The sequence below is a fragment of the Bacteroides sp. M10 genome (assembly GCF_014334015.1).
Lineage (GTDB): Bacteria > Bacteroidota > Bacteroidia > Bacteroidales > Bacteroidaceae > Bacteroides > Bacteroides intestinigallinarum.
Genome location: NZ_CP060488.1, coordinates 5,058,464 through 5,075,061, shown reverse-complemented (window position 1 = coordinate 5,075,061; position 16,598 = coordinate 5,058,464). Strand labels below are relative to the sequence as shown.

General features: G+C 42.1%; 14 protein-coding genes and 2 tRNA genes. 5 read left to right on the top strand and 11 right to left on the bottom strand.

Annotated elements, in window-relative coordinates:
• Nucleotides 1-9: 9 nt before the first annotated feature.
• Together H8796_RS18485 and serB are read right to left on the bottom strand one after the other, a co-directional pair.
• Entirely contained in the window at nt 10-1,278 is a 1,269-nt protein-coding gene (locus H8796_RS18485; protein WP_004295906.1) for a DEAD/DEAH box helicase, read from the bottom strand.
• A 46-nt stretch (nt 1,279-1,324) separates the two neighbouring features.
• A complete protein-coding gene (serB, locus tag H8796_RS18480; RefSeq protein ID WP_004311666.1) occupies nt 1,325-2,554 on the bottom strand; it encodes a phosphoserine phosphatase SerB in 1,230 nt (409 codons plus the stop codon).
• Nucleotides 2,555-2,820: 266 nt separating this feature from the next.
• Here serB and H8796_RS18475 point away from each other — a divergent pair, with 266 nt between their 5' ends.
• Nucleotides 2,821-3,324, top strand: a complete 504-nt coding sequence (locus H8796_RS18475; protein ID WP_004295908.1) for a thioredoxin-like domain-containing protein — start codon at nt 2,821-2,823, stop codon at nt 3,322-3,324.
• 232 nt (nt 3,325-3,556) lie between these two features.
• On the opposite strand, the gene H8796_RS18470 is transcribed toward H8796_RS18475, so the two are convergent.
• Genes H8796_RS18470 through lon form a run of 3 tightly spaced genes read right to left on the bottom strand, consistent with a single transcriptional unit; the run spans nt 3,557 to nt 8,250 of the window.
• A complete protein-coding gene (locus H8796_RS18470; RefSeq protein WP_004295909.1) occupies nt 3,557-4,654 on the bottom strand; it encodes an LptF/LptG family permease in 1,098 nt (365 codons plus the stop codon).
• A 3-nt stretch (nt 4,655-4,657) separates the two neighbouring features.
• Nucleotides 4,658-5,788, bottom strand: a complete 1,131-nt coding sequence (gene tgt, locus H8796_RS18465; RefSeq protein ID WP_004295910.1) for a tRNA guanosine(34) transglycosylase Tgt — start codon at nt 5,786-5,788, stop codon at nt 4,658-4,660.
• Nucleotides 5,785-8,250, bottom strand: a complete 2,466-nt coding sequence (lon, locus tag H8796_RS18460) for an endopeptidase La (protein WP_004295911.1) — start codon at nt 8,248-8,250, stop codon at nt 5,785-5,787. Before lon ends, tgt begins: the two co-directional genes overlap by 4 nt.
• A 215-nt stretch (nt 8,251-8,465) precedes the next feature.
• Here lon and H8796_RS18455 point away from each other — a divergent pair, with 215 nt between their 5' ends.
• Nucleotides 8,466-9,176 (top strand): tRNA1(Val) (adenine(37)-N6)-methyltransferase, encoded by a 711-nt coding sequence (locus H8796_RS18455; protein ID WP_004295912.1) that lies wholly within the window; start codon nt 8,466-8,468, stop codon nt 9,174-9,176.
• A 282-nt stretch (nt 9,177-9,458) separates the two neighbouring features.
• Here H8796_RS18455 and H8796_RS18450 read toward each other — a convergent pair whose 3' ends face one another.
• The 3 genes from H8796_RS18450 to H8796_RS18440 all read right to left on the bottom strand — a co-directional run bounded on the left by H8796_RS18450 (nt 9,459) and on the right by H8796_RS18440 (nt 10,689).
• On the bottom strand, nt 9,459-9,968 hold the full coding sequence (locus H8796_RS18450; RefSeq protein ID WP_004295913.1) for a hypothetical protein: 510 nt from the start codon (nt 9,966-9,968) through the stop codon (nt 9,459-9,461).
• Between the two features lie 536 nt (nt 9,969-10,504).
• Nucleotides 10,505-10,579, bottom strand: a tRNA-Pro gene (locus tag H8796_RS18445).
• Between the two features lie 35 nt (nt 10,580-10,614).
• Nucleotides 10,615-10,689 (bottom strand) — tRNA-Pro (locus tag H8796_RS18440).
• A 434-nt stretch (nt 10,690-11,123) separates the two neighbouring features.
• Here H8796_RS18440 and H8796_RS18435 point away from each other — a divergent pair.
• A complete protein-coding gene (locus H8796_RS18435) occupies nt 11,124-12,035 on the top strand; it encodes a tyrosine-type recombinase/integrase (RefSeq protein ID WP_187343853.1) in 912 nt (303 codons plus the stop codon).
• Entirely contained in the window at nt 12,019-13,167 is a 1,149-nt protein-coding gene (locus H8796_RS18430; RefSeq protein WP_187343852.1) for an IS91 family transposase, read from the top strand. Before H8796_RS18435 ends, H8796_RS18430 begins: the two co-directional genes overlap by 17 nt.
• Before the next feature lie 489 nt (nt 13,168-13,656).
• Here the strand turns inward: H8796_RS18430 and H8796_RS18425 are convergent, their stop codons facing one another.
• The 3 genes from H8796_RS18425 to H8796_RS18415 all read right to left on the bottom strand — a co-directional run bounded on the left by H8796_RS18425 (nt 13,657) and on the right by H8796_RS18415 (nt 16,051).
• Nucleotides 13,657-15,222: an IS66 family transposase gene (locus H8796_RS18425; protein ID WP_187343851.1), complete on the bottom strand. Its 1,566-nt coding sequence runs from the start codon at nt 15,220-15,222 to the stop codon at nt 13,657-13,659.
• An 86-nt stretch (nt 15,223-15,308) separates the two neighbouring features.
• Nucleotides 15,309-15,659, bottom strand: coding sequence for an IS66 family insertion sequence element accessory protein TnpB (tnpB, locus tag H8796_RS18420; RefSeq protein WP_004296723.1), 351 nt, complete (start codon nt 15,657-15,659; stop codon nt 15,309-15,311).
• The gene (locus H8796_RS18415) at nt 15,647-16,051 is read right to left on the bottom strand and encodes a hypothetical protein (protein WP_004307670.1); all 405 of its coding nucleotides are present in this window, start codon (nt 16,049-16,051) and stop codon (nt 15,647-15,649) included. The genes tnpB and H8796_RS18415 overlap by 13 nt, the downstream gene beginning before the upstream one ends.
• 334 nt (nt 16,052-16,385) lie before the next feature.
• Between H8796_RS18415 and H8796_RS18410 the strand changes: the two genes are divergently transcribed.
• Nucleotides 16,386-16,580 (top strand): hypothetical protein, encoded by a 195-nt coding sequence (locus tag H8796_RS18410; RefSeq protein ID WP_004303066.1) that lies wholly within the window; start codon nt 16,386-16,388, stop codon nt 16,578-16,580.
• The last annotated feature ends 18 nt before the right edge of the window (nt 16,581-16,598 follow it).

The following is a 16,598-nucleotide window of genomic DNA, read 5'->3' as shown; positions in this document are numbered from 1 at the left end:
AGCCTTGCTTTAATTTTGTCTGGGGGGAGACGGACGGTTATTTCTCTTTCCTCCGTTATTATTATTCCTTTTTCCCCGGAAATCTTTTCTTTTGTAGTTGCCACCCTTGCCCTTGCTAAAAGAACGCGGTTTGTATTCCGGAGCTTCTCCCAATTCTTCAGGAATAGGAATTTTATAAATCTCTTTTTCCAGGAAGTTCTCAATACTTTTGAAGTTACTTTGTTCTTTCTCGCTGATGAACGTAAGTGCTACACCATCATTGTTGGCACGTGCTGTACGTCCGATACGGTGTACATAGTCTTCGCTGTCGTGAGGCACGTCGAAGTTGATAACCAGGCGGATATCATCGATATCTATACCACGTGCAACGATGTCCGTAGCTACCAATATATTGATTCGTCCGGCTTTAAACTCATGCATAACAGTTTCCCGTTGAGCCTGTTCCAGATCCGAATGCATTTCTCCTACGTTCAGTTTCATGGATTTCAAAGCCTTGGCTACTTCCTTGACCTTGATTTTAGAAGATGCAAAGACAATCACACGTTCCGGAACTTCATCCATAAAAAGACTGCGTATGATTCCCAGCTTTTGATTTTCGTAGCAAACGTATGCTGCCTGAATAATCTTTTCTGCAGGTTTGGAAACTGCGAGCTTTATCTCTGACGGATTATTTAAGATTGTGTTTGCCAATTGCTGAATCTTTGCAGGCATTGTTGCAGAAAACATGATTGTCTGTCGTTCCTTCGGCAGATATTTCGCAATTTGCATGATATCTTCATAGAATCCCATGTCGAGCATCCGGTCCGCTTCATCCAGAATAAAATAAGAAACCTTGGAAAGATCTACATATCCAAGGCTTAAATGGGCGATCAGACGTCCGGGAGTAGCAATAACAACATCAGCTCCTAAAGTGAGTCCTTTTTTCTGTTGTTCGAACAATATTCCATCATTTCCACCGTATACGGCAACACTCGATACCGGCATGAAATAGGAAAACCCTTCCATTTGCTGGTCGATCTGTTGGGCCAATTCCCGGGTAGGAGACATGATGACACAATTAATCGCATCTTCCGGATGTTTACCTTCAGATAATTTATTCAATACAGGCAGTAGAAACGCGGCCGTTTTACCTGTTCCTGTCTGTGCTACTGCGATCAAATCTTTACCCTCAAGTATGATTGGAATTGCCTGCTCCTGTATAGGCGTACATTCGTCAAATCGCATGGCATCAAGCGCCTCAAGCACATTTGCATTTAATTGTAGTTCGGAAAACTTCATTCTTTTATTTAATTTGTCAGCAAAGATAATCTATTTTTTGGTCTAATTACATATTCAAGTAAGAATCTTTGAATCCGAGGAAATAGAGCACTCCATCCAGTCCGATGGTGTTGATCGATTGCTTGGCATTTGCCACCACTTTAGGCTTTGCGTGGAAAGCAATTCCCAGTCCGGCAACCCCTAGCATAGGGAGGTCGTTAGCTCCGTCTCCTACGGCGATGGTCTGTGCAATATCCACCTTTTCCACTTGTGCAATGAGGCGGAGCAGTTCGGCTTTCCGTTTTCCGTCTACTACATCTCCTAGGTAACGTCCGGTCAGTTTGCCGTCAATAATTTCCAGTTCGTTGGCATAGACGTAATCTATACCGTATTTCTTTTGCAGGTACTGGCCGAAATAAGTGAATCCTCCCGAAAGGATGGCGATTTTGTAACCGTACTTCTTCAATACATACATCAGCCGTTCTACGCCCTCCGTGATAGGCAGGCTCTCGGCTATTTCCTGCATGACCGATTCGTCCAGCCCTTTCAATAGTGCTACACGGCGGGTAAAGCTCTCTGTAAAGTCTATTTCTCCACGCATGGCGCTTTCTGTGATGGCCTTTACTTCGTCGCCTACACCGGCACGGATAGCCAGTTCGTCAATCACCTCTGTTTCGATTAATGTAGAGTCCATATCAAAACAGATCAGACGGCGCATACGACGGTACATATTATCCTGTTGGAAAGAAAAATCCATTTCCAGTTCGCTGGCCAACTTCATCAGCTTCTCCTGCATCGCAATGCGATCTTTCGGAGTACCTCTCACTGAAAATTCGATGCAAGCCCTGGTACGTGTATCTGCCTGACATTCATCCAACGGGATACGACCTGTCAGACGTTTGATAGCATCAATATTCATGCCCTGCTCGGCTAATATGCTTGTAGCGGCAGAAATCTGTCGGGCGGAAAGCTTGCGTCCCAGAACCGTCAGGATATAACGGTTTTTCCCTTGCATACCTACCCAGTTTTCATATTGCTCGGTGGTGATAGGTTCAAACCGGATGGTTACTCCCAGAGAAGAAGCCTTGAACAACAGTTCCTTCATAATGAATCCGGAATGTCTTTCTTCACTCTTGAACAGGATACCCAGCGATAATGTATTATGAATATCTGCCTGGCCGATATCAAGAATCGTGGCATCATATTTGGCAAGGATTTCGGTCACGGAAGCAGTCAGTCCCGGGCGATCTTCGCCGGTAACTCGAATCAGAATCAATTCAGTATTTGATGGTTGCATAAAAAATAGACTTTAACGCTGCAAAAGTAGAGAAAAAAGTTCGTTTTTATGCTAAATAACATAAAAAGTTATACCCCAAAAGTAAGATTTTTGCTTATTTGCTTGGAAGTTAATTTAATATTTACTTACCTTTGCACCCGGTTTCAAAAATAAAGGCTCTGATAATCAGCGGATTCCTCTTCGCCTGATGCCTGAAAAGACAACGTTTCGGGAAGAAACCACTGTTTAAGGACAGTCCCGGATAGTATTAACTAAAACCGAATTACATGAAGCATGTAAAATGGATTTTTGTTGTATTACTGATTTGTTCCTTGACCGCTTTCGTTGAGAAAGACAAACCTACCGGAGGTTTGAGTGAGGGTGACGTAGCCCCTGATTTTAAAATCGAATCTACGTCAAACGGGCAACCCGCCTTTAAATTGGGAAATTTGAAAGGTAAATACGTGTTGCTAAGTTTTTGGGCAAGTTATGACGCGCAGTCCCGGATGCAAAATGTAAGTTTGAGCAATGCGCTTCGTTCTTCTCATAATGTGGAAATGGTTTCTATTTCATTTGACGAATATCAGTCAATATTTAAGGAAACCGTTCGTAAGGATCAAATAGTTACGCCCACTTGTTTCGTGGAAACAGAAGGCGAGGATTCCGGCTTATTTAAGAAGTACCGTTTAAACCGGGGATTTACTAACTATTTATTGGATGGAAATGGTGTAATTATAGCCAAAAACATCTCTGCTGCAGATCTTTCTGCTTATGTAAAAGAAGTCGGTTAACGATTTTAAGAATGTAAGGAGAAAGAGGGATTTTCCAAATCACCGTCAGGTGAAAATAATGGAGAATAGACAAAAGAGGAAATGGATACAACAAAAAAGTTCCGCCTACACTTGCATTAGCAAGAATAGGCGGAACTTCTACTTTTATACTCTTCGTTTATCCGGTGCATCCAAAACCTTAGGGCAATCTATGGATAGAATCCGTGAAGACTGCGGAAGGCTTGCCTACCTTTTATTTAGGTGCCTTCTGGTACAAGAAGAATGCGATACCCGCATAAAGGATATTAGGAATCCAGACTGCAACGGCAGGCGGCACATTTCCGTTCACGGCAAAGGTGGAAGTAATCGTCTGGAACAGGATATAAGAGAAACTTAATCCTAATCCGATACCCAGATGAAGCCCCATACCGCCTTTCGTTTTTCGGGACGAAAGCGATACACCGATGATAGTAAGGATGAAAGAGGCGAACGACATAGCGATTCGTTTGTGATATTCAATCTCAAACTCCTTGATGTTGGCAAATCCTCTTCGTTTCTGTTTGGCGATATAATCGCTTAACTCGGGACTGGTCAGCATTTCCTGCTGGTTTTTCATGATAAGAAAGTCAGAAGGTTCCATGTTGATGATAGAGTCTATCCGGTCTCCCTTAGTGATCTTTTCCTTTAAACCATCCAGTTCGCGTACCATATAATCGTGGATCGTCCATTTATGAACGGTGGTGGTATCGTAGGTAATCCGTCGTGCAGTCAAATGTGAAACCAGCTTTTTATCCACAAATTTGTCCAATGAAAAGCGGTTACCGGTTTTCATTGCGTTGTTATAGTTGTCGATATATGCAATCACTCCGCTATCCACTTCCAGCTGCACATTGCTTACCGAGTTTTGTTTCTTTGGTTTGATATACCGGTCTTCAAAATTCAGACGCGTAACACTTCCTTTCGGAATCACATACGAACTTAGTGTGAAAGTGACGAGGGCGATGATAGCGGCAGAAATCATATAAGGGCGCATCATCCTCTTAAAGCTCATACCGGTGGAGAACATCGCGATAATTTCGGAGTTTTCTGCCAGTTTGGAGGTAAAGAAAATAACAGCAATGAATACGAACAACGGACTGAACAGATTGGAGAAATAGGGGATAAAGTTCATGTAGTATTCAAAGATAATTTTATCCCATGGAGCTTCATGCTCCATTAGTTTGTCCATCTTTTCGTTGAAGTCAAATACCACTGCAATAGAAATGATTAGTGCAATAGCAAATACGTATGTCCCCAAGAACTTCTTGATGATATACCAGTCCAGCCGTTTTATAAATCGATTGCTTTTCATTTCTTATAATCTAGTTGATACTCTTTTGACCATCATCGGCTTCCAGGTCGAGAAATCTCCGGCGATAATGTGCTTTCTAGCTTCCCCTGCCAGCCACAGATAGAATGCCAGATTATGTATGGAGGCAATTTGCATAGCCAGTAGCTCTTGCGCATGGAAAAGATGGCGCAAATAAGCCTTGCTGTACAATGTATCCACGCAAGAGGCTCCGTCGGCTTCGATGGGAGAAAAGTCTGTTTCCCATTTCTTGTTCCGCATATTGATAATGCCATCTTTGGTGAACAACATGCCATTTCGTCCGTTTCTTGTAGGCATAACGCAATCGAACATATCCACACCGCGTTCTATTCCTTCAAGAATGTTGACAGGAGTTCCGACACCCATCAGGTAACGGGGTTTGTCTTTGGGGAGTATTTCATTGACAATCTCGATCATTTCGTACATCTTGTCTACCGGTTCGCCTACCGCCAAACCGCCGATAGCATTCCCGTCAGCACCTTTGGACGCTACAAACTCTGCAGATTGCTTGCGCAGGTCAGGATAAACACATCCCTGCACGATGGGGAAGAGAGACTGATTGTAACCGTATTTAGGTTCTGTCTCGTTAAAACGTTGTATACAACGGTCGAGCCATCTGTGGGTTAATCCTAATGACTTTTTGGCATACTCGTAATCCGAGTCGCCCGGAGGACATTCGTCAAAAGCCATCATAATATCCGCACCGATAGTACGTTCTATGTCCATCACCTTCTCCGGAGTGAAGATGTGCTTGCTTCCGTCGATATGCGAACGAAATTCGGCTCCTTCTTCACGCAGCTTTCTGATTCCGGCTAATGAGAATACCTGAAAACCACCGCTGTCAGTCAGCATGGGGCGGTCGAAACCGTTGAAACGGTGCAGCCCGCCTGCTTTCTCGATCACGTCCAGTCCCGGACGCAAATAGAGGTGATAGGTATTACCCAGAATAATCTGTGCCTGAATATCTTCTTTCAATTCGGTCAGATGTACTCCCTTCACAGTGCCCAGTGTGCCCACCGGCATGAAGATAGGTGTTTGTATTTGCCCGTGGTCCGTTGTTATCAGACCGGCACGGGCATTACTTTTAGTGTCTGTATATTGTAACTCAAATGTCATTCCTGGCTGGGTTTCTTAACAGATAAATCAATAGGATCCGCTACTTTCTCGTTAGTCAATGCAATAGCGAATACCTCTTTTATATCGTTTACATAGTGGAAAGTCAGTCCTTTCAAATAAATATCCTGAATTTCATCTATGTTCTTTTTGTTCTCGGCACTCATGATGATTTCCTTGATTCCGGCACGTTTGGCTGCCAATATCTTCTCCTTAATGCCACCCACAGGAAGCACTTTGCCGCGAAGAGTGATTTCTCCCGTCATGGCAATGTTGGCTTTCACTTTTCTTTGAGTCAGGGCAGAAGCCAGTGAAGTGGCCATCGTGATACCTGCTGACGGACCATCTTTCGGAATAGCCCCTTCAGGAACGTGAATATGGATATTCCAGTTATCAAAAATCTCTTCATTCAGACTAAGGACAGAAGCATGCGCCTTGATATATTCAAGTGCCAGCATAGCAGATTCTTTCATCACATCTCCCAGGTTACCGGTCAATGTAAGACGTCCGCCCTTGCCCCGGCTTAAACTGGTTTCTACAAATAAGATTTCGCCTCCGACAGCTGTCCATGCCAATCCGGTGACTACACCTGCGTAATCATTTCCCTGATACTTGTCGCGTGTATATTCCGGTGCTCCAAGGAAATCATACAAATCTGTCGGTTTGATTTCCGTCTTGGCGAAATAACCGTCCGTAGCATATTGACGGGCTGATTTGCGAAGAATCTTACCGATCTTCTTTTCCAGCTCACGAACACCGCTTTCACGGGTATATGACTCGATTATGGCTTCCAGTGTATCTTTGGGAAGTTTAATATCTGTCTTTTTAAGTCCGTTGGCTTCCAATTCTTTGGGGAGCAGATGCTTGCGGGCAATCTCTACTTTTTCTTCTGTGATATATCCGCTTACCTCAATCAATTCCATACGGTCGAGCAACGGGCCGGGGATTGTATTCAGGTTATTGGCTGTTGCAATAAACAATACCTTGGAGAGGTCATAGTCTACATCCAGGAAGTTATCATGGAAAGATGTATTCTGTTCCGGGTCGAGCACTTCCAGTAATGCAGAAGAAGGGTCCCCCTGACGGTCAGCACTGACCTTGTCTATTTCATCCAAGATGAAAACAGGATTAGAAGCACCGGCTTTTATCAAGCTCTTGATGATTCGTCCCGGCATAGCGCCAATATAAGTCTTACGATGACCGCGAATCTCTGCTTCGTCATGCACACCGCCTAAAGACATACGTACATATTTCCGTTTGAGCGCAGATGCGATGGATTTTCCAAGAGATGTTTTACCCACTCCCGGAGGGCCATACAAACAGATAATCGGTGATTTCATATCACCTTTCAGCTTCAATACGGCTAGATGTTCTAAAATACGTTCTTTTACTTTCTCCAGTCCGTAATGATCTTTGTTCAACGTCTTTTCTGCGTTTTTAAGGTTCAGATTGTCAGTTGTATAAGTACCCCATGGGAGATTGAGCATCGTTTGCAGATAGTTGAGCTGTACGCTGTAATCCGGAGATTGCGGATGAGTGCGTTCCAGTTTGGCAAGTTCTTTCATGAACGTGTCTCTGACTTCTAAATTCCAGCGCATTCTTTCTGCCTTCTGGCGCATTTCCTCTATTTCCTGCTCCTGACCGCCGCCACCCAGTTCATCCTGGATGGTCTTGATCTGCTGTTGCAGGAAGTATTCGCGTTGTTGCTGGTCGATATCTTCGCGGGCACGCATTTGGATGGATGCCTTGATTTCTGCCAACTGCACTTCACGGTTCAGAATTTCCAGTAAGTGATAAGTGCGTTCACGCAATGAGTTGATGCTCAACAAGTCCATCTTCTCATCTTTCTTGAACGGCAGGTTTGAGCAGATGAAATTGACCAGGAACATTGAGTTGTTGATATTTTTAATAGCAAACGACGAATCCTGATGCATCACATCTGATGATTTGATGTATCTCATTGTCAAGTCCTTGCAAGTTTCCACCAGGGCTTGAAACTCTTTATCATCTTTGCCAGGGACATCTTCCTCCAAAAGTTCTATTTCACCTTTCAGGTACGGATGAGTTTCGATGATGCTAGTCAGACTTAAACGTTTCATTCCCTGAAGAATGACAGTTGTTGTCTGATCGGGCATTTCCAATATCCGCACAATTCGTCCTACGGTACCGATATTGTGTAAATCTTCCAGTTTCGGATCTTCTGTATGTGCCGATCTCTGGCATACTACTGCAATATCTTTATGTTTCTTGTCAGCATCTCGTACGAGTTTCAGTGAAGACTTACGGCCTACCGTGATCGGCAGGAATACTCCAGGAAACAATACCATATTACGTAAGGGGAGTACCGGAAGAATTTCACCAGATTTCACATTTACATCAAATGCTTGTTCATCGTTCCCATCATAGTCTGTGATTAGCGAGAAGCTGTTATCGCCTCCATCTTCCAATAAATATCTTTCTTTCATCTTTTCGTTTTAATTTAGTTTATGCCATACTGATATGCATAAATCGTTTGCAAAGTTAATTGATTCTCTCTAATAATAAAGCACTGCGTAGAATAAAAACACAAAAACAATGCCAAAATATCGGCTTGTAAAGGGAGTATTCCATAATTATTATTTATTTTTGGCGATTTGCAATAAAATAATAGTATAAAACGGCTTTAAGATAAACGGATAAAATGTCGAATCCTTATTTTCAATTTAAGCAATTTACGGTATGGCATGATAAATGTGCCATGAAAGTCGGTACGGATGGGGTGCTTCTGGGAGCTTGGACTTCCGTTGAAAGTGCGCACCGGATTTTGGACATTGGGACGGGAACAGGGTTGGTAGCTTTAATGTTGGCGCAACGCAGTTTGCCGGATGCAAATATTGTAGCGTTGGAAATAGATGAAGCGGCTGTCGGGCAAGCCAGGGAAAATGTTATTCGTTCGCCCTGGAAGGAGCGGGTAGAGGTGGTGCAGGCTGATTTTAGGAAATACAGGTCTTCGGATAAATTCGACGTAATTGTTTCTAATCCTCCTTATTTTGTCGATTCGCTGGAATGTCCGGATCGTCAGAGAACCGCGGCGCGTCACAATAATTCTTTGAGCTATGAAGATTTGTTGGAAGGAGTAAGCGGATTATTGACAGAAAACGGATTTTTTACAGTGGTGATTCCGGCAGATGTAGCTGAACGGGTAAAAAAGATAGCTTCTATAAAGAAATTATATGCAGTCCGTCAACTGAATGTAATCACTAAACCCGGCGGTATTCCGAAACGTGTTTTGATTACTTTTTCTTTTTCCAATCAAGAGTGCATTGTAGAAGAACTATTGACAGAACTGGCTCGTCATCAATATAGTGAGGAATATATGACGCTAACCCGGGATTATTATTTGAACATGTAAAAGGGTGACGCTATCCGGTAAAGATAGTGACGGTATATGCTTGCGATAGTGACGGTATCGCTGTCATATACCGTCACTATTTCAAAGCTAGTTCAAAAACGCTATTTTGAGATCTTCGTTCTATTCCTTTCTAACTCATAATTCAAAAGAGTAATTTCTAGCTTTTGAACACTATTTTCTAGCAGTACTTTCTGAAGTTGCTCTTGAAGTGAAATTATTATTTTGTCTTTTGATAGTCTTAAATTCAATAAGCTGCTACAATAACTATACTACTCTTTTAAATTATTTGTTTTGTATATGCTTTATTTTAAATTCTTTCAGTGACTTTTCTATCTTTTGATAAAGGTCTGTTGTTTTTGTTGAGTATGTAGATAAAGAGCCCCTAGGCTCATCTGCGAATCTGAATAATTCATCTGTATCTGCATATATTGATACTAACTCATTATAAGCATCTTTACAACTGGAAGGATAATCATTTAGTTGTGGCATTATAGCCTCGATTGAATCTCTCTTTTGTTTTAGTCTCTTATAGGTATCTGTTGTGATAATAAACTCCTGATGCTTCGCTAAGGCTTCATTGAAATCAGTGCAATATTCTCCATTGTATTCATGATCGTAAATTACTTTTCTCCAAGTATCACAATAATGAAGAGTTATTGCTTCACTTAAATCAGCTTCTTTCTCAATCATAGAAGCGGTATTAGAGAGTTTTGCTATATACTCCTTTTCTGAATTACATGAAACCAAAACTATGGCTAGTATCGCACTCAAATAAAAAAACTTTTTCATCATATCGTTATTTTTGTTACACAATCAATTTATTAGAATCCTGTTTGTAATACTGTATTAGAGTATTACAAGATTGATATTTTATATTCAAAAAAACATTTATTTTATTACTTGAAGAATATCCAATGATACGCTTATTTGATTCTTCTGGAATTCTAAAATTCAGAAAGGGACTTTGTGAATGCGAATATAGTGAAATGAAAATAACAACGAGCATCAGCAGAGTTTTCTTCATGTGTTTAAGTATTTTGTTTGTTATCGTTTTCTCTATAAACAATGTTTGTATTTCCGCTATAAAGTTAACGCAAAACATTGATAACGCCAAAATAAAAGGGTAGTAAAGTTAACAAAATAGATTTTTACTCTAAATTAAATAAGAAAATGAGGATAATGCTAGAAACCTGTTCAAAGATAGTTCAAAGAATTGCCCTTTTTATTTGCCCCCAAACGGGGATAATTACACTTATCCTATATATAATAAAAAAGCCAATACTAATTGTACTGGCTTTATTTTGTGAATCTTGACTTGATTTTCTTCGTCGGGGTAGCGGGATTCGAACCCACGACCCCCTGCTCCCAAAGCAGGTGCGCTAACCGGACTGCGCTACACCCCGAAAAACTTTTAACTTAATAACCCTCTTTTTTGTAGTCGGGGTAGCGGGATTCGAACCCACGACCCCCTGCTCCCAAAGCAGGTGCGCTAACCGGACTGCGCTACACCCCGCTACTTTTTTGAAGGGTTGTTCTTTTCAAAAGCGGTGCAAAGATAGGGAGTATTTTTTAATTAACAATAGCTAAACGAATGTTTTTTACCTATTATTTCTCAATACCTTGAATCTCATCACTTTGCGACCGCACTTTTTTTTCTTGTCAGAGATTAGAAGTATCATCGGACATCGTAATTCATCTTTTCATCTCCTCTTTCACCTTTTCTCTGTCTCTTCGATGAATAGGGAGTTTGCGGGTGAAGGGCAACAACTTCACCACCTCTTCACCTGTAAGCGATTAGGTTTCAAAAATAGTTTCAATCCTTGAAACACTTCGTTGTACTAAATCCCGCATACGTAATAGCTAAAGTTTCGCTTTCTGCATGCGGGATCGTTTTTTTGTTGTACTTTGGAGTAACAATCAATTTTCCAACAAAAAAACATTTTCATTATGGCAAGTATAATTGAGCGTGCCTGTGACTCTATTCCAGAGTTTAGGCAAAAGTACGAAAAGTTTAGTAAAGAACTTCATGTTCAACAGTATTCTTCGGGTACCATTACCGGTTACTGTCACCAGTTAGCTACGCTTTGTTTCCATTTCAAGAAAGTTCCTGAAGACTTGAGTCAGGAGGAGGTTCGTGATTACTTGAGTTGTCTTTCTTCTGGCAATTCCTGTAAAATCAGTAAGTTCAAGCACACCATTTATAGCCTTCGTTGCTACCGCAAGATGATGTCTCTTTCCGCCTGGCATTTTTCTCTTCCGCGTATCCGCAAGTCCAAGAAGCTCCCTGTCGTTTTTTCGTGCGAGGAGATTCTTCTGTTTCTCTCTAGTTGTGAGGGTCTTCGTTCGCGAGCTATTTTTTCTCTTATTTACTCGTGCGGTCTTCGGGTAAGCGAACTTCGTCATATGCAAATCTCCCATATTGACAGCCGTCGCATGCAAGTGTTGATTTATCAGGGCAAAGGAAAAAAGGACCGGTATGTTCCTTTATCGGCGCAAACCCTGTTGGATTTGCGCGCATACTTTTCCAGATATCAGCCCAAGTTCTATCTCTTTAACAGCACACCGGGGCATCCAATTAGCGAGGAAGTCATCCGCACTTTGTTTCGTGAAGCCGTATTGCTTGCCGGTATCCGTAAACCCTGTACTTTGCATACCCTGCGTCACAGTTACGCCACTCATTTGTTGGAGTTTGGTGAAAACCTCCTACGCATCCGGGATCTTTTGGGGCATACGAACATTACTACAACCATGACTTATCTTCATATAAGCCGGCTTGAGCAAGGTGGAAAGTCCTTTAGTCCACTTGACAGGGTAATAGCTGGAGTGAATCAGCCCCACAAGGATGAGAACGAAGTTTGAAGTTGCGCAGATAATCTCCCGCTTTAAAGCTCTGTTTTATGAGAAATATGCCCCCTGCCCACAAGTTCGCAAAGTTTTTGGCCATCTGGAACAATGCCGTACCGCTGAACTGGGAGGTCATGTGGATGCCTGCCCTGAATGTGGTGCCATACGTGTCAGCTACAACAGCTGCCGCAACCGGCATTGCCCCAAATGTCAGGGAGTGGAACGTGAGTTATGGATACAAGCCCGCAAGGAAGACCTGCTTCCGGTAAAATACTTTCATGTGGTTTTCACTCTGCCCGATGCATTGGATCCGGTATCATTGGGCAACATGAGAACTGTCTACAACTCTCTGTTCAGTGCCGCTTGGGATACTTTGAGCACCTTTGCCCGCAACAAAGGGGTACAGGGGGGAATGATATCCGTACTGCATACCTGGGGAAGTAATTTGCATTATCACCCCCATTTGCATTGCATTGTTCCCTGTGGGGGACTGGACAATAACGGTATGTGGAAGAAACTTTCCTCATCCGGTAAAGAGAGCCCGTTCCTGTTTCCGGTCAAAGCTATGAGCAAGGTGTTCAGAGCTAAATTTATGGCGGCACTCACCAGACAGGCGGATGTCACGCCACAGATCAGAAAGAAGCTATTCCGTACGGAATGGATCGTTTACAGTAAATCGCCTTTTTGTGGAGCGGGCAAAGTGTTGGAATACTTGGGGAGGTACTCACACCGGGTAGCTATCAGTAACAACCGGATTAAGAATGTGACGGACAGGACTGTGACCTTTGATTACAAAGATTACCGGGCGGCAGGTAAGCACAAAGAGCGTGAGCTCACAGGAGAAGAGTTTCTGCATCAATACAGTCTGCATATCCTTCCGCATGGATTTGTACGTATACGCCATTATGGGTTTCTGGCTGGCTGTAACAGGGAGAAACTAAGAAACATACAGATACAGATGGATGTTACGCCTTCTTCAATGAAGAGGGGAAAGAAGATATGGACGGAGGTGTGCAAGCAGAATTGGGAAGAATATAATCTGTGCAAGCATTGTGGAAAGGCACAGATGGTGACTGTAGAGGTATTTGCCCGTACAAGAGCACCACCAAACAGGTTCGAAGCAAAACTTCAAGAATCTGTATTTTAAGCATTTAAAGGATACCTCTGAAATCTAATGGGTGGCGGGGGAAGATTACTAGTGCTTATAGTGAACGGAAACGAAAGAAAAAACGGCAAAAGAAGGAAGAACAAGACTGGAGGAAGCTAGGAAGATGAACAAAAAACACTGAAAAACAAAGAACGAACAAAAATATTAGATTATACGAAAAAGAGAAAAGAGAGATGAATACCCATAATAAGGAGAGCGTACAACAAAGGCTCCAAATGTCCTACGGACACACGGAGCCCTATATCGTTTCTCGGTGTGAAACACTTTGTTTCATTAGGAGAAACACTTTGTTTCAAGGCGTGAAACTTTTAGTTTCAAATGGGGTTGAAACTAATAACGAAATAGCTTGACTAATCTTGCTCAATGATGTAATCAGGGTAAGCGGCTATTTGATTTTGTTCACGATGAAAGTAAGCGTCTCCGCGATTCTATATAGTGTATTAAAATAAAAAGGCTAATGATCCCTTTTTAGTCATTAGCCTTTTCCCATCTGTCAGGAAGCAGTTCCCTGTATTTTTCAATTGGTGTGTTCGGTTGCCATTCGGCTGTTCTGTTTATCACATCCGTGAGATACTCAAATAAATTCACTTTATGCATCCTACAAGTGAGTGCTATCGTATAGAGTATGGCGCCTCGTTCGGCCCCCTTATGGCTGCCGAAGAACAATGAGTTTTTTCTTGATAAGGATATGTACCGGTTCATCCGTTCAACCATATTATTGTCCAGATAAGTGTCACCATAATTAAAGATGTCCACCACTGCATTCCACTCATTGCGAAGATAGGTAATGGCTTCCTGCAGTTCGCTCTTAGGTAATAAATCCCCCCGTTCTTCTATTTCATCAAGCATATCTTTTATTTCTCCGAGTATGTCCGGCGCATACTTTTTTCGATGCATAAGATTCTGTTCTACCGTCCATCCCTCAACCCCAACTTTATGCTTATGCTCGTTTTGATAAAGTGCGTTTATCAGCTCCACGATTCTTTTTGCATCCGGGTCCTTCTCACCGCAATCTATAAATTTCCGTTTTATATGTTGCAAGCACGGGATGCGTGTGATATTGGGATAAGCATCGCTTTCAAGCTTCCGGTAAGGTGAGTAGCCATCGCTTTGTATAATACCTTTGCAACCGCCTAATTCGTTAAGAATAACTCTTTCAGACCGGGAGCCGTCATCATAGAGCAGGTATATCATCCTGGTGTTTATGCCGACAACCACCCAAAGGTATCCCTTCCTGACTCTTTTTCCCTTGCTGTTCTTTTCCGGGACGAGTATTTTGTAATAGGTTTCATCGGCTGCCTTATAAGGATCACTCAAAGCTGTCTGCCGGATGCACTTATAAAGATTTTCGAAGAGGCTTGAGGCTTTTTCTATCAACTTATGAGCCGTAGGTTTCTTCAGCGTAAAGCCATAACCCTCGAAGTAGTTGATGATTCTTTCAACAGGTAGCGATTGTATATAACGTAATTCCATCAATCCGGCAATAAATGAACCGTCATAGCTGGAATTCAAGAAGGCCGAAGCCGGTGTTTTTCCCTCAAACAGGCGACCTTCTTGCGTATAGGTGTGTATCTTGTAGACATGCTTGATGAAGCGCATGGGTATACATTCATAGCGGACGCATATTCTGGGAACAGTGGTAAACAACCGGGCCTTATTGATGTCAAAATCGGGATCATCGGGATAAACGACATGTTCTTCTTCCTCCATCTCATAATGCATGTCACGTTTGGCCCCATTGTTCTTTCTTGCTTTACGCTTATCTGCTTTTTCCGCTTCTATCTTCTGCCGCTCTTCTTCGGATATGGCAGATTGGGGAGCCTGTTGCTGTTCGGATGTGTTGGATACAAGTTTGGCGAGTCCCTTAGTAAGGCGCTGTTGCTTGCTAAGAGATTCGCCTTTTTGAAGGAGTGCCTCTTTAAGGGAAGAAACCTCCTTTATCAAAGCATCTATTTGGTCCAAGAGTCTGTTGTTGTCATCTCGTAATCCCTTGATTTGTTCCTTCAATAACTCTATGATCTCATCCTTTTTCATGGCATAAAGATATAAAAAATCAACAAATTAGCCAAATAAACCGGATGATATCTTTAGCACAAATAACTAATAATCAAAATGTTGTATTAGATCCTAAAACGTTTTCTCAACCGTACAGACTTTAATGACACTCCATTTAAGATAAAAGACAAAACCTGATAAGAAATCTCGTAATTGCCTGTATTGGGGTTAAATGTCGGTAACTCAAAACTTCCACCTTCGAGGCGCTTGTAGTACAGAAGAAAGCCATCGCCATCCCAACGCAGTATTTTTACACTTTGTCGGTTTTTACCAAAGAATAAAAAGATATCTCCGGAAACGGGAGACAAGTCCTTCATTTCCGATCGTATAATTTTGAATAAACCGTCAATGCCAAGGTTCATACGAACAAAGCCCTGGTACAGATAGTATCGATTGGCTGATGTTAGAGAATACATGGATCTCCCTCCTTTCTTTCGTAATCGCGCAACATTTTAATCACACCACCGGGTGTGGCCCGTTTGACCGAAATGGTGGTTCCACTGTTAAAGGTGATTGTGATCCCGGCAAGACTAAACTCTTCTTCCGACAACATGGCGGGTGCTATTTGAGTGAATGAAGGAGAGGAAGTTGTCGGTTGGGAGGGTTCAACGCCGCCATAATAATCACGGACCACATCTGCCTTGGCTTGTTTAACGCTATAGCCCCGTCTGGACATCCAGGAACTCATACCACCAAAAGTGGTATGCTGATCGCGGCAAACATCGGCTAAAGAACAATTGTAGTCTACTTTCAATACTTCAAGGAAATGTTTCCAAGTTTTTCCAAATCGATTTTCTGCTAAATCCATAATGCTTCATTTTTATACATAGCAAAAATATAAGAATGAAAAAAGGGCGACAAGATAGAATCGCGGAGACGCTTACCGATGAAAAGAAGGTGAAAGAACGGCTCTTCACCTGCAAACTCCCTGTTAATCGGTGATACAGAGGAAGAGTGAAGGGGATGGAAGAATTGTGCCTATTATAGAGAAAGAATATTAAATTGTTCATAACTGTACCGGAGTGAACAAGCTCATAATGGTATATTGGGGGTGGTTGCCCCGTACATAAATTATCTGTGAGTATGAACTATCTTTCGATGTTTGCTGTTTTATAAATAAGAATTTTAAAATGAAAAGCCTTATGAAAACAAGAAAACAAAAAGAAACAGGTGAAAAAGAAGTGCACTTGTTAGAGCAAAAAGGATATGAAAGAATGGTGAATGAGATTGTCCCCGTTCAACAAGCGGAAGCATATCGCAAGCCAACTAATAAAGCGGTCAAAGAGGCGGTTAAGGAGTTAAATCCCGATACAAATAGTCTGGGTAGTAGAGGATAAGTAATTCCTCTACTACCC